We start from the raw sequence: 20,513 nt of genomic DNA on the forward strand, positions 1-20,513 counted from the left end.
CAAAGCAGAGAAAAACTTGTATTCTTACATCCTTGCTTCTCCCAGATACACATTTTCCCCCTTCAATGTAATAACATCCTTCCAGTTTCCGTATTTAACAACCAGTGTTACTTTCTGATCAGCACCTGTGGCTTTGGGATTCTGGGCGGCTAACAAAATTCTTCCTTTCGAAACAAGTGCTCTGACAAGAGGTAAAGATTTTTGTCTTAATTCTGCTGCATTCAACTGAGAAAAACTTTTCCCGCCATCAAATGAAACTTCCGGAATCACTGCCTGATAATTAGTCTGTAAAAAATCATTATGCTTACTCAGTCTGTATAATCCGGCAATATAATATTCGTAACAGGCATAATTTCTCTGACGAGGATTTTGAAGTGTCGACTGGTTTTTAGTCATTTTAAAAACTTCATCCCAAAACCATGCACCTTGTGCGCCTGACATAACCGTAAAAATTGAAGTAGCCTCCGCCAGTTTAGGTGGAACGGGAGCATTGGGAAGATTCGTGGTAAACATCCATTCTACCGGAATTCTGGGAATGGAAGACCAATGTGCATTGACTTCCTGATCTGCCATAATCTGATAGATCCCGTCCCGGTTTTCAAGGTTATTGGTTAAGAAATATCCTCCGGGTGTCTGGAAATCTACAAAATCACGGTAATTTTTTTTATCTGAACCTGCCGGCCAGTCCCACATCCACATCTTGGATGAAGGGTTTTTATAGTTTTCAAGGTTAAAATTGCCCATTTCAATAGGGCAACCCGGATTATAAGTACCTACTTTTGCCCCAGCCACTACATTCTGTTTGGTAGTCTCGACCAATAAGCGATACTTTTTAGCCATTTCATTGAAATAAGCTATGTCAAATTTATCATCAGGAATATTTCTACCGGGTGAATTTGGTGCCAGATATTTCTTCTCAGGTTTATATAGTACATTTTCCAGATCCCAGACAAACAAATCAACTGTCGCTCTCATTACACTTCCCTCTGCACAGTCGTGATAATGGTTAAAGCATATTCCTTGCAATTGAGCCACATAATTCTGAAATTTCTGATCCGTCTCGGCAAATGGGTCCATCACGCCTAAAGGCGCATTCGAAAACATAGCATTAAACTGCGTAAAATAATTAGCCCCCATCATAATGGCCCGTTGAGAAACTTTGGATTTTACTTTTTCCTGATCGCTCATTCTAGAAATATCAACGTGTGTAAATCCGCGGCTGAGAATCTGATCAAGGTTATCGTTTTCCATTCTTGCGCCATGAAATACAAATTTGAACTGTGAAGGCAAATGAAAAACGGGAAATTTCTCCCAACCGATGTAATTATTATCAGTTACGGCAGAAAAAGGAAAATCTGGTGTTTCTGTCAGTCGATTTTGAAGCGTGGCGGGATTCAGTTGCAGAGAAAAATGCTCATTCTGGGAAAAATCAGCATCTTCAGGAAATTGTTCGCGGTAAAAATTATACCCGAATATGGCCGTTCCGGCCAGTATGCAAAAAGCAAAAATCTTCAAAACAGTATTCATTTTAAGGTCTGACATTAAGCGCTGAGGCTTTTTCCTCTAACGTTTCAAAATCCCGAATATTTCCGGACTCAAAATTATTGAAAAGAAACGAAGCGCAAAAATGCTTTTTATCAAGCTGAAAATTTAACATATTTGCGAATTAAGCCTTAATTTTTCATGCTCAAGCCAAACATTAAGATTCTTTTAGCTGCATTGCTCATCATTTGTCTCGTTGGTGGTATGTTTTTATATGAATCCTCAGAAAATGAAAATGATCTTTCTGAAACGTCTCTGAACCAAATTCCGGAAATTCAGGCCCGGCAAAGTTTACAGATCCCGGAAACTGTTACGGATGAATCAGACAATGAAATGGAATTCAGAAATGATGCTTTTCTTTTCAAAATAAGGAAAGACTCTTCTTCATACATTCTGACAGCCTATGAAAATTCAAAGAAAATAGCTCAAAACAGTCTCAAAGGAATCAACGGAATTATTTCGGCACAGGTGACGGATCTTAACGGAAATGGTTCTCCCGAAATTCTGATTTTCTTAAACGCCGGGAAAGGAATGGCTTTTACAGGATATGAGCTCCGGCAGAATCAGCTGATACCGTTCAATTTACCGAAATTGATCGGAAGGCCTTCGTTTGGTTATGCAGGAGAAGATACCTTGTTTCTGAGAGGAAATAAAATTGTACGGCAATTTCAATTCAGAAATGCTGAATTTACATCCTTTCCTTCCGGCACCAGAACCTGTGAGTATAGTCTTGGCTATAATTTAAAGTTTGCCATGCAGAAATCCATTGATTCCGAATAAACTAATTTTCCAGAAATGTCTCTATCGCCTCAGATTATCAAAGTTGATTCAAATGAAAATCACCTGCTTTCTCAGTTATGCAATCGTATCTACAGACAGCATTTTCCCTACCTTTGGGATGAGGGGGGCCTTGAATGGTACACCCAAAAAGTTTATGCACCGGAAGTTCTGAAACTCGAAATTGAACACCCGAATACAGATTTCTTTTTTATGAAAATGGGAAATGAACCGGTAGGTTACATTAAACTGAATTATACTTTCGGAAAAGATCCGGAAGGAATGGAGGTTGAAAGAATTTATTTTCTTGAAGAGTTTGCAGGACAAGGTTTGGGTAAAAAAATGATACTTTTCGCTTTTGATTCAGCACGTTCTCTCGGAAAATCCTGCATTTATCTGAAAGTGATGGACAGCAGTGCTAATTCCATTGCATTTTATCAGAAAACAGGCTTTGAAATTATCAGTAATTTCAGACTGGATGACGAATTCAGGCTTATGAAATCTGAATTAAGAGGAATGCATCTGATGAAAAAAACACTCTGATTTGTTAAACAGCAATCGCTCACTATTACTATTTACTATGGAAAACAAAAAACCACTTCGTTCTCAAAATTGGTTTGGAAAAACCGGGAAAGATGGATTCATTTATCGTGCCTGGATGAAAAATCAGGGTATTCCACCTGATATGTTTGACGGAAGACCTGTTATCGGAATCTGTAATACATGGTCGGAACTGACTCCTTGTAATGCACATTTCAGAGATCTGGCTGAATCTGTTAAAAAAGGGGTGCTCGAAGCAGGAGGTTTTCCGGTTGAATTTCCGGTAATGTCTTTGGGAGAGACGCTGATAAAACCTACAGCCATGCTTTACCGCAACCTGGCCAGTATGGACGTTGAGGAATCTATCAGAGCCAATCCGGTAGATGGTGTGGTTTTACTATGCGGTTGTGATAAAACGACTCCTTCCCTAGTGATGGGTGCTTGCAGTGTAGATTTACCAACGCTGGTAATCTCCGGCGGCCCTATGCTGAAAGGGCACTGGAAAGGCAAAAATATAGGAACATCCGATGTATGGCGGTTTGCAGAAGCCTACAAACTCGGTGAAATTTCCCAGAAAGAGTTTGTAGAAGCTGAAGCCTGTATGGCACGTACACAGGGACATTGTGCGGTTATGGGTACAGCCTCCACGATGGCTACCATGGTTGAGGCCCTGGGACTTTCTTTACCAAATAACGCGGCTATTCCTGCGGCAGATGTCAGACGAAAAGTGATTTCTCAAATGTCCGGAAGAAGAATTGTTGAAATGGTGAAAGAAGACCTGACTTTATCAAAAATTCTCACCCGTGAAGCATTTGAAAATGCAATTATGGTCAATGCCGCAATTGGCGGTTCAACCAATTTTGTCATACATCTTCTTGCAATTGCCGGCAGAATCGGGGTGGATCTGAATATTATGGATTTTGATAAATATTCTCAAAATGTTCCGCTTTTAGCGAATATTCAGCCTTCAGGTGAGCATTTTATGGAAGATTTGTATTATTCCGGAGGTTTACCTGCTGTAATCAAGGAATTGGCAGGTATTATTCATAACGGAGCAATTACTGTAAATGGAAAAAGTATCGGAGACAATTCTCTGGAAGCAGAGGTATATGACCGGAACATTGTAGCAACCCTGGAAAATCCTTTCAAACCGGAATCCGGAATTGCTGTTGTAAAAGGAAATCTTGCTCCGAACGGGGCAGTTTTAAAGCCTTCAGCAGCCACTCCGGCGCTGATGGTACACCGGGGAAAAGCTGTCGTTTTTGAAACCATTGAAGATTATCATGCCAGAATCGACGATCCGGCTTTAGAAGTAGATGAAAATTCAGTAATGGTTCTGAAAAATGTTGGCCCGAAAGGTTATCCCGGAATGGCAGAGGTAGGAAACATGGGGATTCCTAAAAAACTTCTGGAAAAAGGCGTTCATGACATGGTCAGAATTTCTGATGGCAGAATGAGCGGCACAGGCTTTGGAACGGTAGTTTTACACGTTTCACCTGAGGCAGCAGACGGAGGGACTTTGGCACTGGTTCAAAATGGCGACTGGATTAGTCTGGATGTTCATCAGCGAACTTTAAATCTGGAGGTCTCTGAGGAAGAGTTATCGGAAAGACGTAAAAACTGGAAACCTTTAGACCTGGCTATCAACAGAGGGTATGTCAATCTTTATATTAAACATGTAGAACAGGCTCATTTAGGTGCAGATATGGATTTTCTTAAAGGCAAATCCGGCAGCGAGGTTACCAGGGATTCTCATTAAAATCAAGTCTTTTCTGCCTGATCTCTCTTTCTCATTAATCTGAGAAAGGGAGATTCTGATCATTATTTATACAAATCCGGAAAATCTTTTCCAAAAGCAGTATAAGGGTCACTGTAAAACTTCAGAAAATCAGAAACAGATTCAAGTCCTGTTTCTGTAAAAGCAGCAGGTTTCCCTGCCTTTTTGGCATATGCATCAACTATTTTCAGCTTTTTCAAGCCTGCTTCTGATCTAAATTATATTTATTATTCCTGTCCCAAATCTCTGTAGTCGATCCGGTAAATAATTAAGATTTCCGAAACATAAAACACCGGTACAGTCTTTACGATATGAACAATGTTTTTTTGTTCTTTTAGCTTTGTCATTGGATAAATTAGTACCATATTTGAAATTCAGAATTCTTCTCAGAAAATTACCGGAACAATCTTTTTCAGGGTAAACCGGGAATCATAAACAAACCATATTATCCATTAAAAACTTACCTCAATGATGCAGACAAAGCGATTAGTTCTCACTAAAATCAGTGAAAAAGATGCCGACAAATATTATATCATGAGTTGCGACGAAAACGTAATGAGATTTATTACAGGAAAGGCACTGAACAGACAGGAGTCTGATGAAATGCTTTTAAAAATTGTTGAAAAAAGTAATCTGCATCCTCTTTTTGGAACATACATGGTAGAAGACAAAGAAAGCGGGGAGTTAATCGGAGGTGCCAGATTCACTTATGAAGAGAAAGATCAGATTGAAATAGGTTTTCGCCTGCTTGAGAAACACTGGGGAAAGGGTTATGCAGGCGAAATTGCTTTAAAACTCATTGAATTTGGCAAAGAAATCGAACCGGATTTTGATATTATTGCCTATGTGGAATCCCGGAATGCCGGATCAATCAGGGTCCTTGAGAAATCCGGCCTGAAGAAAATCGAAACACTTCCCGAGGGAAACCGGATCAGATACAAATATTCGCTTTACAAAGCCTGATGATATCAGTGGTCTCCGTAAACCTTTTCTCCCGCCTGAATATTAGCTGCCAGTCTATTCTGAGCAGGGGGTAAAGGGCATGTGGCAAAGGCTGTAAATGCGCAGGGAGGATTTATCGATTTGTTGAAATCAATAACTACTTTGTTTCCATCTGCAGGTTTAGGTACATATAAAAATCTTCCTCCTCCATAAGTAGTTTTTCCGGAAGTCTGATCAGCAAACACAATAAACAGGGAATTTCCTTCTCCTGTTGCATCCAGTTTATATTTTTTTCCCTGAATTTCAAATGACAGCGTTCCTGCCAAAGGTTGCTCGGAAGTTAAACCGATCACATCGGTGATGGCAATAGTTTTCGGGCTGGCAGGAGCTTCAAATGTCCCTTCAATTTTCCAGCTTTCCTCCACCGGAAAACGATCAATACGGGTGAAGTTTTTCAAAGATTCACTTTCAAAATCCCGGAGTCTGACTCCGTATTTATTTCCTCTTTTGATAATAAACCAGCTTAAACTTTTATAGGAAAGTACCAATGGTTTTGTATTCGTTCCGTCAAAAATCACTCCTTTGCTGAATAATTCATTATTAGCCCTGATTTGAATACCCGGAAGTACATTTAAAGTCACAATCCCATTCTTCAGTACAAAAGTTCCTAATTTGTTTTCTGCTTTACCCTTCGGGAAAATTACCTTATTTCCAATGGCAGTGCCAAAGGTGTTTTCCCCTTCTTCAAGCCAGTAAAGCCCTACCACATTCAGCCAGCCTGATTCACTTTTTAAGGTATTTACTCTCTGCTGATGCCAGAGTTCAATCTGGTTTTTATAATCAGTATCTTCCGGTTTTTCTTCTATGTTAAAGGCAGAAAGCCCAAGCAATAAGCATATTAAAGCAGTATATTTCATGATTTTATTTTAGTCTATAGGACAAATATATAAAATTATTTATTCACTGTGAAATACCAATCAGGCAATTTGAAATATAAATGGAAACCTTTCTTTCAATAAAATATTTACTGTTTGTCTGAACCATTTCCCGTAAAAACAGATTTTTAAAAAAAATAGAGTGACTAGTCGGTACTGTTTTATCCGGATTTCATTGAAAACAGAATCAGCGAAACAAGTATTTATTTTCAATAAGTCTAAAATCATATTTACCATAAATCCGTCTTTATCAGATTTAGCAAATTATTATTAAACTCTTTAAAAATGGCCTTTTCAGCTCAAAAAACAATAAAAGTAATAGTGACCGGATCAACCGGAATGGTTGGTGAAGGAGTTGCTTATGAATGTCTGCAACATCCTCTGGTTACAGAAGTGTTACTAATCAACAGAAAACCCGGTGGTATGAATCACCCGAAAATCAAGGAGATTATTCATACAGACTTCTTCAATTTCTCTGCTATTGAAGATCAATTGAAAGGATACGATGCCTGTTTTTTCTGTCTCGGGATTTCATCTGTCGGGGTAAAAGAAGAAGATTATTTCAGCATGACACATACGCTTACACTTCATGTGGCTGAAACGCTTTCCAGACTTAATACTGATATGACCTTCTGCTACATTTCAGGGGCTGGAACTGACAGCACTGAAAAAGGTCGTTCTTCATGGGCGAGGATTAAAGGAAAAACTGAAAATGATTTATTCAAACTGCCTTTCAGGCATGTTTATGGTTTCAGACCCGGATACATTAATCCGACAAAGGGTTTGAAAAATACGCTTCCTTATTACAAGTATTTCAGCTGGGCTTATCCGTTCTGGAAGGCAATTTTGCCAAAATATGTACTGACCCTGAAAGAAATCGGATTAGCCATGATTAATTCTGTCAACCACGGTCCTGAACAACATGTCCTGGAAGTAAAAGATATTGAAGCACTTGCCAGTGTACAAGGTTAAATGCTCCGGAGAATATTAAAAAGGGATAGGATCATTGTAAATAATTCTGCCCCTTTGTTCTGTTTAGCTGAGTTTGAGCAGCCTTTCCAAATGGTGGTAATCTATTCCGAAATAGGTCTTGGTCTCCTGAATTTTCTTTAAGATTCCGGCTTTTTTATCATCTCTCTCTTTGGACTTAATCCCCACAACCAGGACATTCTTAGGTGTATGAGCATCTGAGATAAATTCAAAAACCTTGGTTTTATATCCAAAATACTCAAGAATCAATGCTCTGATTCCGTCAGTTACCATTTCCGCCTGGCGTTCCAGAAAAATTCCGTATTTAGTCAGGAAATTCAATTCATTCTCTGCTTTATTTTTCTCAATTTCTCTCCGGATCTGTTTATGACAACAAGGTGCTACAACAATAAGCTCCGCTCCTGCCCTGATGCCTTTATAAATTGCATCATCAGTAGCCGTATCACAGGCATGCAAAGCAATTAACAGGTTAATATGCTCACTTTCAAACTCTTCGATCGTACCCTGAACAAAGTTGAGCTGATTAAAACCGGATTTCCCGGCAATGCGATTACATAAATCCACCATATCCTGCCGGTATTCCACTCCGGTGATTTCTGTATTCAGTTTGAGTACATTATGCAAATAATCATACAAAGCAAAAGTTAGGTATCCTTTGCCTGAACCCATATCTACTGCTTTTTTCAGCTGTGTTCCCGGTACTTCCTTAATCAAAGAACTGAGTATTTCAACATAATGATTGATCTGTTTATATTTATCCTGTGCATTTTTAAAGACCTCACCTTTCTCATCTGTAATTTTCAAATCATAAAGATATGACCCGCTTTCAGGCTTAATCAATCGCTTTTTCTCTTTATCGTGCCCGGCTGAAGGAAGTTCTTTTGCTGAAGGTTCTTTTTGTTTCAGTGAAGATTTAAGATTCCTGAGTTGTTCAAACACCAGGTCCGACTCTGTAGTAAATAAAACAGATGTTTTGAAACCTGTCAGCAAATACTCTTTCACCAGGCGAATCCCCTCGTCTGCTGCATAATTCTTTACGATATCTTTGGTTTTATACCGAAAAGTAAAGGCAAGTTTATCTTCACGTTTAATCAGCACTTTTCTGATGTAAATGTTCTTAAGATCCTGTTCTTTTCCCTGGTAATTTCCCAAAGAAACTTTTACAAAAGTATTGGAAGTTATGCTTTTGGTTAAACTACTGATAAACTGTTCTATGTGTGATTCAATCGTCATTATCCTGATTTTAAAATACAAAGATACGGGAACAGCCTGAAAGCAATGATATTTTCATAAGCAAAGCAGTTTAATAGTTCTACATTTCATAATTTCACAGGATTTTAGAGGCAGACTGATGTTATAAGAGCCCTTTTATTGACTATTTATAAACCTGTTTTATCATTATGAAAATACATATCATGGGAGCCTCCGGATCAGGGGTTACTACATTAGGTCAAAAACTTTCAGACACTCTTCACATTCCATATTTTGATAGTGACGATTATTTCTGGGTAAAAACAGAACCTCCTTTTACTACCCGCAGAGATCCTGAAGAGAGAAATCAGTTGATTGCCTCAGATCTGAAAGTCCATCAAAACTGGATTTTCGGAGGATCGGTAATTAATTGGGCTCCTCATTGGGTTGACTCTTTCGACCTGGTAGTTTTCCTATGGGTTAATCCTGAAACCAGAATTGAACGCTTAAAACAAAGGGAATACGAAAGATACGGAGAGGTTATTTTTAAAGATCCTGCCAGAAACGCACAGTATCTGGAATTTATAGAATGGGCAAAAGGTTACGACAGGGAAGAAACAACAGGAAGATCTTTGAAAACACATGAAAGCTGGTTAAAAAAGGTAAAATGCCCCATCCTGGAGCTTCGGGATAACCTTACTCCTCAGGAGAGAACATACGCTGTCTTAACCGAAATCAAAGCTTTGCATCTATCGACCGACATATAAACTATTCATTCTATTTTCTCTATCGCTGATAAAAAGGATAATATTTGATAGGAAATTTATGAAAAAGTGAAAAAATGGCAGCTCTTTTTTCAAATTATATAATTTTAATTCTAAATTGCCGTTCTGTATAACTAAAAAATCTAAATATTCCATAGAGAAAAAATACGAATAGATCACATATAGAATAATTTGCTACTTGTCTCTCGAAGCGAAAACTGGTAATTTTTAAGGGTGGACGAAAGTAGGCGAATGACTCCCGTCATTGACGTGGCTTGTTTGCTTTACCCGTCGGCATACCAGTGCCCCGCTTCCGAAGCAATTCAAGTTTCACGTCATTTTTATGTCCTGGCCTCAGGGATTTAACTATTCCTCACTACACTTTCTTATTAAAATCAATAATATGTTAAGAAAATTCATTCTTATCTTCTGCGCGCTAGCATTCACTGATTGCCAGAATAAGTCAACCATCAACTTAGCTCAGGCCGAAGCCCTCTTAAAAAAAACGATACATTTTCCACTCATCATTGAGGAAAAGATAGACCTTGAAGACTGGAGTACAGCAAGAAAAATGCGCAAAATGGGTTTGGATAAAAATGGGTACGTTTTACTGAATACACATTTTTTTTATCGAGGAAAAAGAATCCTGTTCACTCCTAAAGCTCAACCTTTCTTAGGAAAACATTATTTAAAAAGGGACATTTGGGGGGAAACCAGCATTCAGGTTATTCAACAGGGAATTAAGAATCTCGACAAAATCGTTGCCATAAAATTTGCCCGCAATGCTAACAGAGCTACAATCATGTACAAAATAAAATACTCGAACCTCAATCCTTTCAGTAATTTAAATTCCTCCATTTCCGGCTCCGATGATGATATTCATATGATTTCCTTTGAATTTGTCAATGGAAAATGGATTAATATACAATATCCCGGAGAGGAATTTATGGGTTGGTAAGCATTTTCTGTGAAAAGTGACTGATTTTAATAAGCGTAATCCCGGAGGTAAAATGATTTTTTTAAAAGAAGAAGATGACTTCGCGGAATCAGGGGAAACTTAAAGAGAGAGGTAATTAAATCTCATATTTCAGACAGAAAGACTTGTTTTGAAAAGCCTGACTCAATTCAAAACAAGTCTTTCTCAGTTCTTAGTTTGCTTTTACTTCGGTAAATACCGCTTTCACTCCGGTATAGTATAAGGTAGTAGTTGCTTCAAAACCTGAATCGGTTCCGACAATCAGCCACATCTCCCCTTTGGCATCAGATTTACCAATAAATTCTCCGGTACGCTTTACCACAACATATTTATTAGAATCCGTACCATTTGCTACATTACCAATCACTTTCATGTCATCACCACTACCGGCCTGCTGCATTTTTTTAATGTTCATGGTATAATGTTTTGAGACAGAATCTACTACTTTCTTAGGTTCGATGCTAGTCATACCAATTCCGAAATACACAGATTCTCCGGGTGCTCCCCCTACTCCCATCTGATTTTTCGCCGCATTTGAGGCAAAAGAAACTTCAAACGAAGCAGCATACGCCTGATTAGGCTTCAGACCTGAAACCTTCTTTTTCATAAACATAAACAAGTCGTCACTGTGGTTATTACCCGAAATTCTGATGGCCTTTTTCAGGGTGTCTAATGGCAGAGGAAGTTTTTCATGGCTAAACTTCAATTCGTAGAAAGTCTCCTGCCCAACCGGATAATCAGCAAAATCTCCAACCCAGCCTTCAGCTGATTTTTCAAACGTATCGTTCAACGATAACTGAGGGTTTGTGTTGTTTTTGTCGTCTTTACAGGAGAAGAGGAGTGCTGCAGCAAAAATGCTTAAAACTAATTTTTTCATGCGTGTTTTTGTTTGTTTAATTTCCTGAAAGACTCCGATCTCAAAACTTTGGTTGGAAAATAATTTTAAATATTTTGCACACATATCCTTATTTTCCTGACACACAAGCTACTTAAGTCAGAAAATATTTTTGCGCTCAAAGTCAGAAATTCTATCAGGAAACGGCGCATATTTCAGACTTTTCCCCAACAAAAAACTCGTTTTCAAAGGGTTTTATTCCTCAGAAAACGAGCCTTTCATGATTTAATTTATGTGATTCTTACTTCACTTCTGTGAATAATACCTTTATTCCGGTGTAGTACAAGGTAGTGGTAGATTCAAAGCCGGAGTCCGTACCGACAATTAACCAAAAATTGCCGTTTGCATCTGTTTTACCGGTAAATTCCCCAGTCCGTTTGATAATAGTGAATTTGCTGAGATTTGTGCCATTTGCCACATTTCCAATCACTTTCATATCATCTCCGCTCTTACTCTGGTTTATTTTCTTGATATTCATTTTGTAAGAATGGCTGACAGAATCTATTACTTTAAGCGGTTCTATACTGGTAATGCCAATGCCAAAAGATACATCTTCTCCGGGTGCTCCGCCAGCTCCCGCCATATTCTGAGCAGCAGAAGAAGCAAAAGAAACCTCAAATGCTCCGGAATATGACTTATTGGCTTTAAAACCAGTCAGCTTCTTCTTCAGAAACATGAATAAATCATCACTGTGGTTATTACCGGAAATCCTTATTGCCTTTTGAGTAGTGTCTAAAGGCTGGGGAAGGTATTCCTGACTAAATTTTAATTCATAGAAAGCTTCAGATCCTACAGGGTAATCTGAAAAACCTCCGACCCAACCCTGAAATGACTTTTCAAAAGTATCATTCAGCGTAAGATTCGGGGTGGGATCCGGGGTGGGAGTTACATCAGTACTTGATTTTTTACAAGAAAAAATGAACCCGGCAAGGATAATGCTCATAAATATTTTTTTCATAAGGATTTGATTATCTTAATTTCCGAAAAGACTCCCTTTTTCAGAATTAAGTTGGAAAAATTGTTAAAAATTGTGATCAGATATTTTTTCACTTACAAGCAAGGTCATTTACAAGTAAAAAAAATCTCAATTTGTAAAATCTTTGTTGTAAGAATTATCAATCCTAACGAGTTAGTGAACACATTATTTTGCTATCCGGAAGGATTTTCATCTTTTTCCTAAACTGTATTGAACTATCCAATGAAGTCTCAGAATTTACCGGAAAGCATAAGAATGTTTGAAAATAAAGTCGCCATCGTTACAGGGGCAGGTATTGGAATCGGCTTTGAAATAGCCCGGCAATTAGCCGCAGGCGGTGCAAAAGTGATCCTCAATGACATTGACGAAAATCTGGCTAAATCAGCCGCAGAAATCATCCGAAAAGAAGGTGGAATTTGTGAAAGCTGCCCGGGAGATACCAGTGACATTCATACTCCCCAAAAGCTTGTTGACCAATCAATTGGCTCATTCGGGAAAATAGATATTGTTGTGGCTAACGCAGGAATAACAACCTTCGGGGATTTTCTGGAATATCAGCCGGAATCCATGCAAAAACTCCTTAATGTGAACATTTTCGGGACATTCTTTCTGGCACAAGCCGCTGCAAAACAGATGATTTCTCAGAAAAACGGCGGAAGGCTTTTATTTATTTCATCAGTTACAGCTCATCAGGCACATAAATTTCTGGCAGCTTACGGGATGACAAAAGCCGCCATCGAACAGCTTGCCAAAAATCTTGTGGTAGATTTAGCACCACACCAGATTACCGTCAACACAGTAGCTCCCGGAGCCACTCTGACAGAAAGAACCTTAGAAGATTCTGCTTATCTCGAAACCTGGTCAAGAATTACACCCACCGGAAAACCTGCCTCTGTAGAAGATATTGCGGCTGCCGTCCTGTTTCTGGTTTCCCCGCTTGCAGGACATATTACCGGGCAAAGTCTGGTAATTGACGGAGGATGGACTTCCGTCGGGCCTTCGCCTTACTGATATTTTGTTAACTTTGTGCTGAATGCTCAGACAACAGACAGCTTTAGTTGTTGATTATCAATAACTTTAATTTGCAAAAGGGCTATTCTCAATAAAAGCGATAAAACTTCGTTTTGAAACCGAACAATTAAGTACACGATGAAAAAACAACAACTTTACCTAAAATTCTACTTATTCCTATTTCTTTCCATTTGGATTGCTGGCTGTAGTTCTTCCTCAGATCCGACTCCAACTCCTCAGGGCAATAAATATCTTGTCAGCAGTACCCTGATTACCAATCTGACGAAAACTCAGATTATTACCAATGCCAATGTCTTTTTTGGCAGTGATCCCACTTTAAATCTGTTCATTCAGGCGGTTGTGAAAAGTGACCTTAAAGTTTATAAGGTTATTTATAAAACAAAAAATGCCGATAATACAGACATTCAGGCCTCAGGTCTCCTGGTTATTCCTTCCACTACGGAAGCAATGCCTTTGATAAGTTACCAGCACGGTACTCAAACTGACGAAACTTTTGCTCCTTCTTACTTCAATTTAAAAAGCACTGATACTCAGGGCGTCTCACTGATTTCATCCAACAATTTCATCATTTCCTGCCCGGATTATATTGGCTATGGTGTTTCAAAGAATCTTGAACATCCATATCAACACAGAGAAAGTCTTGCTCAATCAAGTCTGGATATGACAAGGGCTTCTATAGAATTTCTCAAACAGGAAAAAACCTCCTGGAATAACAAACTAATGTTAACCGGATATTCTGAAGGTGGTTTTGCTACTATGGCTTTGATGAAAAAGATTGAGCAGCAATTTCCAACTGAATTTAGCCTGACTGCAACAACCTGTGGTGCAGGAGGTTATAACCTGAGTGCTTTTGTTAAAACCATTCTCAACGAAACTACTCAGGGCGTTTCAGAGTATAACAATTATTATGCCTGGGTACTTAGAACTTACAATAAGATTTACGGGCTTAACCGCCAGATGAATGTTTATCTGAAAGAACCGTATGCTACCAGCCTTCAGAATAACGGAATTAATGCAAGTCTTCCGGGAAGTTTCAATCTGCTGGTGACTGACAGTTTCAAAAAAGGAATCAATGACGGAACTGATACCCCTTTCATCAATGCCATAAAAGATAATGATACTTTTGACTGGAAACCGTCTTCTCCCTTACAGTTATATCATGGTTCTGCAGATAAATTGATTTTTTACAGTAATTCTGAATCTACCTATAATGCTATGATTGCTCGCGGAGCCACGAATGTGGAGTTGAAAAAAATCGAGGGGAAAGACCATATCGGGTCTATTCAGGATTATTTATTGGGCACTTTTACCTTTTTCTCTTCAAAAAGATAGAAAATCCTTAAAATATTTCCCTTTTTCAGAAAAAACTATAAAATTTTGAATAACAGAGCCCTGACAGCTATTTGAACGCTGTCAGGGATTTTTTATATTTGCATTAATAAATCAATAATTTTCATTTTTTGCTGATGCAGCTTTCCCTTATCTCAGTTATGCCGGAGTTAGAAAAGAAGGTCTTCCTGGACGTTTTTGCGAAGGTATGCTATGACGGGCGCTTAAGTAAACCTCATTTGAAAACTATTGAAGGACAACATATTCCTGCCGATCTGAAGGTTGGCTGTCCTGCTAAAATTCTTCTGAATTTTCCGGAAGGAACGATCTACAAACTGGATGCCAGGCTTATTCAGAAAAATGGCAGAAGACCCTATTTTCTGACGATCAGCCATAAAAGAATCCAAAGAGCCATAGAGTTTTTCGAATATAATCTACAGTTACAAAAAGGTATCAGGCCAGAGCTGAAAGCTAAAAAATCTGTAAGTTTTGAGAAAAATAAAAAATAACATCCTTTTCAGAAAAACATGCGTTCGGCAAGTCTGAATGTATTGCAATGGGCATTTACTATATCTGCAATTCTCGGTGAATATCCTCCTCCCATAGATACCACAATCGGTAATCCGAAAAGTTTAGCCTGCTCAAATACAAACTCATCTCTGCTATAACATCCTTGTGTTGAAACATTTAACTTTCCTAATTTATCAGTCGATAAAATATCCACCCCTGAGATGTAAAACAGAAAATCAGGTCGATGTCTGACGATCAGGGCCGGTAAAGTCTGATAAAGTATTGATAAATATTCTTCATCGGCTGTATAAGTCGCAAGGGCAATATCCAGATCAGATTGTTCTTTTTTCATCGGATAATTTTCTGAACCATGCATGGAAAATGTAAAAACTCTCGGTTCATTTCTGAAAATCTCAGCCGTGCCGTTGCCCTGATGTACGTCCAGATCAATTATTAAAATTCTTTCAGACAGCTTATTATCCAGCAAATAGTTGGCTGCTACCGCCACATCATTCAGTAAACAAAATCCCTCTCCTTTATTACTGTAAGCATGATGCGTTCCCCCCGCTACATTCATAGCTATTTTGTTTTCAAAGGCGAAATGGCAGCTATCAATTGTGCCCTGAGTGATAACAGTTTCCCTTTCTACGAGTTTCTGCGTAAGTGGAAAACCTATTTTTCTAACCATTTTAGGGTCAACAGAAAGGTTTTTCAGATCATTCCAGTAAGAAAGGCTATGTGTTCTCAGAATCCATTTTTCTTCGACCGCTTCAGGGTAAAAGAAATTGGCAGCCGTGCAGGTTCCTTCATGTAGTAATTGTTCCGGAATCAGTTCATATTTTATCATCGGAAACCGATGACCTTCAGGCAATGGGTGCTGATATATAGGCGAATAGGCAATTTTTAACATTTAAAACACAAACGATATTGAGTAAAATCATTTACAAATTAAGGAAGGTTCCCTTTTTCCTGAACAAAAATAAAACCCACAAGGTTTTCCCTGTGGGTTTATAACATAAAGATTTTTAGTTTTTACAACAAAGCTCTGTCCAGGTGAACATAACCACCGTCCACATGAATCAGTTGTCCGGTAGTATGGCTTGAACGTTTTGACATCAAAAAGGCCACCATATTGGCAATTTCTTCTGAGGTTGTCATACGATTTCCCAAAGGAATTTTGCTGTTAATCTTCGCCAATGCTTCCTCCGGATCAGGAAGTGTTTTAATCCAGCGGTCATACAAAGGCGTGTAACATTCAGCCACAATGAGGGCATTTACCCTGATACCATATTTCAGTAGTTCCACCGCCCATTCACGTGTAAGTGCATTTCTGCCTCCGTTGGCTGCTGCATAGGCAGAAGTTCCTCCTTGTCCGGTTTCAGCCGTTTTCGACCCGATATTAAGAATTACACCTTTTGTTTCTTTCAGATAAGGTAAGGCATAATGGGCCAAAAGATAATAATGAATGAGATTGCTGTGCAAAGAAGCCATAAAACGTTCATAATCTCCGCTCTCCAAACCTACTCCGTCATTTACTCCGGCATTATTAACCAGCCCGTCAATCCTTCCGAATGTTTTTACAATCTCATCAATCGCTTTTTTACATTCTTCAGGCCTTGTTAATTCTGCCACAAAAGAAAAAGCTTGTCCTCCGGTAGCATGGATTTTAGCAATTGCCAGTTCATTATCCTCTCCGCTTCTTCCAACTATTGCAACCATCGCTCCTTCGGTGGCAAGTACCTGAGAAATTCCTTCACCAATACCTTTAGCTCCGCCTGTAACGATTATTACTTTTTCTTTAAGTCCTAAATTCATATAATTTTAGTTATTTGATGCTCTATTAAAACATCTTCAATGTTAGAGATTGTAAAATCTTACTGCATTTTCACCCAGAATCTTTGCCTTTTCAGAAGCAGATAATTTACTGATATAATTGTCAATTACAGCAAGCATTTTTTCATAACTGCCTGCCACCAGACAAACCGGATAATCAGAACCAAACATCAGACGATCTGTTCCGAATGCTTCAAAAACCACATCCAGGTATCCCCGAAGATCTTCTTCTTTCCAGTTTTGCCAGTCAGCCTCCGTAATCATACCAGAGAGCTTGCAGTTTACATTTTCGTAAAGCGCCAGTTTCCTGATTTCCTTACGCCATTCATTGATTTCAGTGCCTTTTATATCAGGTTTTCCGATATGATCCAGAACAAACTTCTGATCCGGAAACAGTTTTGCAAACTGTATACTTTGAGCTAACTGATGATAATAAATAAGAATATCATAAGTAAAGTCATAAGCTCCCAATTCTGTAATGCCTCTTCTGAAATCAGGTTTCAGCATAAATTCCGGATCTTTTTCTCCCTGAACCACGTGTCTGAAACCTTTTACGTTTTCGAATTGTGAAAAATATTCCAGTCTTTCGTAAATATCATTACTCTTCAAATCAACCCAGCCAACCACACCTTTGATAAAGTCATTGCTTTCTGCCAGAGCCAGCAGAAATTCCGTTTCACTTTCAGACTGACTTGCCTGAACAGCTACACAGCCATCAAAACCATTGGCTTTGAGAACTTCCAGAGAACCCTCCGGTAAAAAGTTCTTCTGTATAACAGCCATATCATCAGTAATCCAGGAATCTCTGACCGGATCAAATTGCCAGAAATGCTGATGAGCATCTATTTTTAGTGCCATAAATTATGCCTTTTTATCTCAGAAACACATTTATCCTGAAAGCAAATTATAAGGCTTTCCAGTTTTTTGCAGTTTGTTTTTGCGTTCCCAGACCTTCGATTCCTAATTCAACCACATCACCTTCTTTCAGATAAATCGGTGGTTTGAAACCCAGACCTACGCCCGGAGGTGTTCCTGTTGAGATAACATCGCCCGGAAGTAAAGTCATGAAATGACTTAAATAAGATACCAGGGCAGGAATCTTGAAAATCAATTGATCGGTATTACTGTTCTGGAAAGTTTTTCCATTTACGGTTAACCACATTTTCAGGTTATTCACGTCAGCTACTTCATCCTGTGTTGCAAGAATTGGTCCGAGCGGAGCAAAAGTATCATTACTTTTTCCTTTACTCCAGTTACCTCCTCTTTCCAACTGAAATTCACGCTCTGAATAATCATTATGCAGGCAATAACCCGCTACATAATCGAGCGCATCAGCCTCCTCTACATATTGCGCTTTTTTCCCGATAACTACCGCAAGTTCCACTTCCCAGTCAGTTTTCTGAGAATTTTTAGGAATAATAACTTCTTCGAAAGGCCCTGTTAAAGCAGTAGTAGCTTTGAAGAAAATGATCGGTTCTTTAGGAATTTCAGCACCCGTCTCACGGGCATGATCTGCGAAGTTCAAACCAATACAAACAATTTTTGAAGGACGGGCTACACAAGAAGCGATTCTTGCACCAGCCGGAATTTCTGATAATTCTGCCTGCTTTTCAGCCAGAATTTCAGCCAGTTTTGTTAAGCCGTTTTCAGCAAAAAACGTCTCATTATAATCATTTACAAAAGCAGAAACGTCATACCATTTCTCATTTACTACGACGCCCGGTTTTTCATTACCAATCTCACCAAATCTGAATAACTTCATAATTATTTCGGTACTAATGTTAAAAAATTCGTTTTATTAATCATCTCCGGAAATACTTCCGGAATTCAGCTTATTTCGTTAAAACACTCAGCATTTTTTCAGCCACAAACTGGTTGCCCAATTCATTCAAATGCACTCTGTCGGTAGTCAGGATACCTTTTTCCTTATTTTCCTTGTTGTTTTCAAGGTTGTAGGCAAGGAACTCTTTTCTCAGGTCAACTATCGGGCAATTCATTTTTCCTGCTACATTTCTGATCGTTTGTGAGAATAAATTTAAATCTCCGTCAGAATCATTACTGAAATCTGTTCGCTCACCGATACAGGCAGGTGTACAAACAATTACCTTGATGTTATTGGTCTGAAACTTTTTGATAAGCGCTACATAAAACTTTTCAAACTTATCGATATCAGTTCCGGTAAGGCTGGTTCTTTTATGCCATACATCATTTACTCCTACATAAATTACCACCACATCCGGTTTTTTGCTTAACACATCATCTTCAAGACGCAGGTATAAATCATATACTTTATTTCCTCCTATTCCGGCACCAATCAATTCATATTTATCTTTTGCAGCCTGGCTTTCAAGAATCTGTTTCATTTTGGTGATATATCCTGTTGGTCCAACACCAGCCTGTGTGATAGAATCCCCAAAAAATATTACTCTTATTGGTTTATCCTGTTTCATAGCAATACTAAAAAATGCAAGGCAGCTGAATACAAATAATCTGATTTTCATAGTTCGGGATAATTAAGGTTTGTATCGTTGAAATTGGTTAAACAGACAAAGTTTCCTCTCTTCCTCACTTGCGCCGGCTATCATTTGTGAGGAAATAAACAATAGCAGCCTTTTTCGTTTATGACGTAATTGAAAATACACGAACAAACTAACGTTTATGAGGACACAAACGAGGACAGCGATGGCACAGAAATTTTAATGTTTCAGTACAGCTGTTAACTGTTCAATTTGATAAAACCGCCATCAATAGGGTAATCAGAACCTGTAATGAAGCCGGCTTCATCTGAACATAAATATAAAGCAAGGTTTGCTATTTCTTCAGGCTTTGCCATACGGCCGATCGGCTGGGTGGCTGAAAGTTTTGCAAACATTTCTTCCTGATTATCAGGGTAATTTTTGGCAATAAATCCATCAACAAATGGCGTATGAACCCTTGCCGGAGAAATGCAATTGCAGCGGATATTCTGCTTAACATAGTCTTTCGCCACTGAAAATGTCATGGTAAGTACTGCTCCTTTTGACATTGAATAGGCAAAACGATCTGATAGCCCGACTGAAGAGGCGATGGAAGCCATATTCAGAATTACACCGCCGTCATTAGCTTTCATTAATGGAATAGCTGCGGAAAGGCAATTATAAACACCTTTCACATTCACATTAAAAACTTTATCAAAATCAGCCTCTGGGGTATTCTCAAGATTGCCGACATGGGCAATTCCTGCATTATTAATCAAAATATCAACTTTGCCTATTTTAGCAAAAACCTCTTTCACTTGTGCCTGATCTGCCACGTTACATGAAAATGCCTGTGCTTTTCCTCCTGCGGCCAGAATCTCTTCCACAGCATTTTGTGCAGCACTTTCATTCAATTCCAGAATAGTTACAGAAGCTCCCTGTCTGGCAAAAAGCACTGAAATAGCCCGGCCAATTCCGGAGCCTCCTCCGGTAATTACGGTACTTTTATTATCTAATGCGAACATATTTTTTATATTTAAAAGCAAAG

At 38.7% G+C, this 20,513-nt stretch carries 22 protein-coding genes; 10 read left to right on the forward strand and 12 right to left on the reverse strand.

The window, feature by feature from the left end; genetic code table 11:
• Nucleotides 1–24: 24 nt before the first annotated feature.
• Nucleotides 25–1,542, reverse strand: coding sequence for a hypothetical protein (locus tag BM179_RS15010; RefSeq protein WP_092017965.1), 1,518 nt, complete (start codon nt 1,540–1,542; stop codon nt 25–27).
• A 141-nt stretch (nt 1,543–1,683) separates the two neighbouring features.
• On the opposite strand from BM179_RS15010, the gene BM179_RS15015 reads away from it, so the two are divergent.
• Genes BM179_RS15015 through BM179_RS15025 form a run of 3 tightly spaced genes read left to right on the forward strand, consistent with a single transcriptional unit; the run spans nt 1,684 to nt 4,618 of the window.
• Nucleotides 1,684–2,322 carry a hypothetical protein gene (locus BM179_RS15015; protein WP_143095238.1) on the forward strand — a complete coding sequence of 213 codons (639 nt, stop codon included), beginning with the start codon at nt 1,684–1,686 and terminating at the stop codon, nt 2,320–2,322.
• Between the two features lie 15 nt (nt 2,323–2,337).
• Complete coding sequence (locus BM179_RS15020; RefSeq protein WP_092017967.1) at nt 2,338–2,862, forward strand: GNAT family N-acetyltransferase; 525 nt, start codon at nt 2,338–2,340, stop codon at nt 2,860–2,862.
• Nucleotides 2,863–2,899: 37 nt separating this feature from the next.
• A complete protein-coding gene (locus tag BM179_RS15025; protein WP_092017968.1) occupies nt 2,900–4,618 on the forward strand; it encodes an IlvD/Edd family dehydratase in 1,719 nt (572 codons plus the stop codon).
• Between the two features lie 62 nt (nt 4,619–4,680).
• On the opposite strand, the gene BM179_RS25355 is transcribed toward BM179_RS15025, so the two are convergent.
• Nucleotides 4,681–4,836 carry a hypothetical protein gene (locus BM179_RS25355; RefSeq protein ID WP_177219418.1) on the reverse strand — a complete coding sequence of 52 codons (156 nt, stop codon included), beginning with the start codon at nt 4,834–4,836 and terminating at the stop codon, nt 4,681–4,683.
• Between the two features lie 268 nt (nt 4,837–5,104).
• Here BM179_RS25355 and BM179_RS15030 point away from each other — a divergent pair, with 268 nt between their 5' ends.
• Nucleotides 5,105–5,599, forward strand: coding sequence for a GNAT family N-acetyltransferase (locus tag BM179_RS15030; RefSeq protein ID WP_092017969.1), 495 nt, complete (start codon nt 5,105–5,107; stop codon nt 5,597–5,599).
• Between the two features lie 5 nt (nt 5,600–5,604).
• On the opposite strand, the gene BM179_RS15035 is transcribed toward BM179_RS15030, so the two are convergent.
• Nucleotides 5,605–6,495, reverse strand: a complete 891-nt coding sequence (locus BM179_RS15035; protein ID WP_092017970.1) for a DUF1684 domain-containing protein — start codon at nt 6,493–6,495, stop codon at nt 5,605–5,607.
• A gap of 303 nt (nt 6,496–6,798) precedes the next feature.
• Between BM179_RS15035 and BM179_RS15040 the strand changes: the two genes are divergently transcribed.
• Nucleotides 6,799–7,485, forward strand: coding sequence for an NAD-dependent epimerase/dehydratase family protein (locus BM179_RS15040; protein WP_092017971.1), 687 nt, complete (start codon nt 6,799–6,801; stop codon nt 7,483–7,485).
• A gap of 63 nt (nt 7,486–7,548) precedes the next feature.
• Here BM179_RS15040 and BM179_RS15045 read toward each other — a convergent pair whose 3' ends face one another.
• Nucleotides 7,549–8,736 carry a class I SAM-dependent methyltransferase gene (locus BM179_RS15045; RefSeq protein WP_092017972.1) on the reverse strand — a complete coding sequence of 396 codons (1,188 nt, stop codon included), beginning with the start codon at nt 8,734–8,736 and terminating at the stop codon, nt 7,549–7,551.
• A 167-nt stretch (nt 8,737–8,903) separates the two neighbouring features.
• On the opposite strand from BM179_RS15045, the gene BM179_RS15050 reads away from it, so the two are divergent.
• Both BM179_RS15050 and BM179_RS15055 read left to right on the forward strand, forming a co-directional pair.
• A complete protein-coding gene (locus BM179_RS15050; protein ID WP_092017973.1) occupies nt 8,904–9,461 on the forward strand; it encodes an AAA family ATPase in 558 nt (185 codons plus the stop codon).
• Nucleotides 9,462–9,861: 400 nt separating this feature from the next.
• Entirely contained in the window at nt 9,862–10,416 is a 555-nt protein-coding gene (locus BM179_RS15055; protein ID WP_143095239.1) for a hypothetical protein, read from the forward strand.
• A gap of 190 nt (nt 10,417–10,606) precedes the next feature.
• Here BM179_RS15055 and BM179_RS15060 read toward each other — a convergent pair whose 3' ends face one another.
• Nucleotides 10,607–11,311: a hypothetical protein gene (locus tag BM179_RS15060; RefSeq protein ID WP_092018038.1), complete on the reverse strand. Its 705-nt coding sequence runs from the start codon at nt 11,309–11,311 to the stop codon at nt 10,607–10,609.
• 259 nt (nt 11,312–11,570) lie between these two features.
• Nucleotides 11,571–12,287 (reverse strand): hypothetical protein, encoded by a 717-nt coding sequence (locus BM179_RS15065; RefSeq protein ID WP_092017975.1) that lies wholly within the window; start codon nt 12,285–12,287, stop codon nt 11,571–11,573.
• 240 nt (nt 12,288–12,527) lie between these two features.
• Here BM179_RS15065 and BM179_RS15070 point away from each other — a divergent pair, with 240 nt between their 5' ends.
• The 3 genes from BM179_RS15070 to BM179_RS15080 all read left to right on the forward strand — a co-directional run bounded on the left by BM179_RS15070 (nt 12,528) and on the right by BM179_RS15080 (nt 15,175).
• Entirely contained in the window at nt 12,528–13,316 is a 789-nt protein-coding gene (locus tag BM179_RS15070; protein WP_092017976.1) for an SDR family NAD(P)-dependent oxidoreductase, read from the forward strand.
• A 138-nt stretch (nt 13,317–13,454) separates the two neighbouring features.
• Nucleotides 13,455–14,669, forward strand: coding sequence for an alpha/beta hydrolase family protein (locus BM179_RS15075; RefSeq protein WP_092017977.1), 1,215 nt, complete (start codon nt 13,455–13,457; stop codon nt 14,667–14,669).
• 158 nt (nt 14,670–14,827) lie between these two features.
• Nucleotides 14,828–15,175, forward strand: a complete 348-nt coding sequence (locus BM179_RS15080) for a hypothetical protein (RefSeq protein WP_229632957.1) — start codon at nt 14,828–14,830, stop codon at nt 15,173–15,175.
• An 8-nt stretch (nt 15,176–15,183) separates the two neighbouring features.
• Here the strand turns inward: BM179_RS15080 and BM179_RS15085 are convergent, their stop codons facing one another.
• The 6 genes from BM179_RS15085 to BM179_RS15110 form a co-directional block, all read right to left on the reverse strand.
• On the reverse strand, nt 15,184–16,086 hold the full coding sequence (locus BM179_RS15085) for a histone deacetylase family protein (protein ID WP_092017979.1): 903 nt from the start codon (nt 16,084–16,086) through the stop codon (nt 15,184–15,186).
• 122 nt (nt 16,087–16,208) lie between these two features.
• Nucleotides 16,209–16,991, reverse strand: a complete 783-nt coding sequence (locus BM179_RS15090) for an L-fucose dehydrogenase (protein WP_092017980.1) — start codon at nt 16,989–16,991, stop codon at nt 16,209–16,211.
• 42 nt (nt 16,992–17,033) lie between these two features.
• Nucleotides 17,034–17,867 (reverse strand): amidohydrolase family protein, encoded by an 834-nt coding sequence (locus tag BM179_RS15095; RefSeq protein WP_092017981.1) that lies wholly within the window; start codon nt 17,865–17,867, stop codon nt 17,034–17,036.
• Nucleotides 17,868–17,913: 46 nt separating this feature from the next.
• Nucleotides 17,914–18,771: a fumarylacetoacetate hydrolase family protein gene (locus BM179_RS15100; protein ID WP_092017982.1), complete on the reverse strand. Its 858-nt coding sequence runs from the start codon at nt 18,769–18,771 to the stop codon at nt 17,914–17,916.
• 70 nt (nt 18,772–18,841) lie between these two features.
• Nucleotides 18,842–19,510, reverse strand: a complete 669-nt coding sequence (locus BM179_RS15105) for an SGNH/GDSL hydrolase family protein (RefSeq protein ID WP_092017983.1) — start codon at nt 19,508–19,510, stop codon at nt 18,842–18,844.
• 215 nt (nt 19,511–19,725) lie between these two features.
• Nucleotides 19,726–20,490 carry an SDR family NAD(P)-dependent oxidoreductase gene (locus BM179_RS15110; protein ID WP_092017984.1) on the reverse strand — a complete coding sequence of 255 codons (765 nt, stop codon included), beginning with the start codon at nt 20,488–20,490 and terminating at the stop codon, nt 19,726–19,728.
• Nucleotides 20,491–20,513 lie beyond the last annotated feature (23 nt).

This window comes from Pseudarcicella hirudinis (genome assembly GCF_900115665.1).
GTDB lineage: Bacteria > Bacteroidota > Bacteroidia > Cytophagales > Spirosomataceae > Pseudarcicella > Pseudarcicella hirudinis.

Coding starts and splice junctions, on each gene's coding strand:
- BM179_RS15035 (WP_092017970.1), bottom strand. CDS start 6,495: ATGAAATATACTGCTTTAATATGCTTATTGCTTGGGCTTTCTGCCTTT.
- BM179_RS15090 (WP_092017980.1), bottom strand. CDS start 16,991: ATGAATTTAGGACTTAAAGAAAAAGTAATAATCGTTACAGGCGGAGCT.
- BM179_RS15100 (WP_092017982.1), bottom strand. CDS start 18,771: ATGAAGTTATTCAGATTTGGTGAGATTGGTAATGAAAAACCGGGCGTC.
- BM179_RS15010 (WP_092017965.1), bottom strand. CDS start 1,542: ATGTCAGACCTTAAAATGAATACTGTTTTGAAGATTTTTGCTTTTTGC.
- BM179_RS15030 (WP_092017969.1), top strand. CDS start 5,105: ATGATGCAGACAAAGCGATTAGTTCTCACTAAAATCAGTGAAAAAGAT.
- BM179_RS15110 (WP_092017984.1), bottom strand. CDS start 20,490: ATGTTCGCATTAGATAATAAAAGTACCGTAATTACCGGAGGAGGCTCC.
- BM179_RS15065 (WP_092017975.1), bottom strand. CDS start 12,287: ATGAAAAAAATATTTATGAGCATTATCCTTGCCGGGTTCATTTTTTCT.
- BM179_RS15095 (WP_092017981.1), bottom strand. CDS start 17,867: ATGGCACTAAAAATAGATGCTCATCAGCATTTCTGGCAATTTGATCCG.
- BM179_RS15070 (WP_092017976.1), top strand. CDS start 12,528: ATGAAGTCTCAGAATTTACCGGAAAGCATAAGAATGTTTGAAAATAAA.
- BM179_RS15050 (WP_092017973.1), top strand. CDS start 8,904: ATGAAAATACATATCATGGGAGCCTCCGGATCAGGGGTTACTACATTA.
- BM179_RS15015 (WP_143095238.1), top strand. CDS start 1,684: ATGCTCAAGCCAAACATTAAGATTCTTTTAGCTGCATTGCTCATCATT.
- BM179_RS15025 (WP_092017968.1), top strand. CDS start 2,900: ATGGAAAACAAAAAACCACTTCGTTCTCAAAATTGGTTTGGAAAAACC.
- BM179_RS15075 (WP_092017977.1), top strand. CDS start 13,455: ATGAAAAAACAACAACTTTACCTAAAATTCTACTTATTCCTATTTCTT.
- BM179_RS15040 (WP_092017971.1), top strand. CDS start 6,799: ATGGCCTTTTCAGCTCAAAAAACAATAAAAGTAATAGTGACCGGATCA.
- BM179_RS15060 (WP_092018038.1), bottom strand. CDS start 11,311: ATGAAAAAATTAGTTTTAAGCATTTTTGCTGCAGCACTCCTCTTCTCC.
- BM179_RS15085 (WP_092017979.1), bottom strand. CDS start 16,086: ATGTTAAAAATTGCCTATTCGCCTATATATCAGCACCCATTGCCTGAA.
- BM179_RS15020 (WP_092017967.1), top strand. CDS start 2,338: ATGTCTCTATCGCCTCAGATTATCAAAGTTGATTCAAATGAAAATCAC.
- BM179_RS15080 (WP_229632957.1), top strand. CDS start 14,828: ATGCCGGAGTTAGAAAAGAAGGTCTTCCTGGACGTTTTTGCGAAGGTA.
- BM179_RS15105 (WP_092017983.1), bottom strand. CDS start 19,510: ATGAAAATCAGATTATTTGTATTCAGCTGCCTTGCATTTTTTAGTATT.
- BM179_RS15055 (WP_143095239.1), top strand. CDS start 9,862: ATGTTAAGAAAATTCATTCTTATCTTCTGCGCGCTAGCATTCACTGAT.
- BM179_RS15045 (WP_092017972.1), bottom strand. CDS start 8,736: ATGACGATTGAATCACACATAGAACAGTTTATCAGTAGTTTAACCAAA.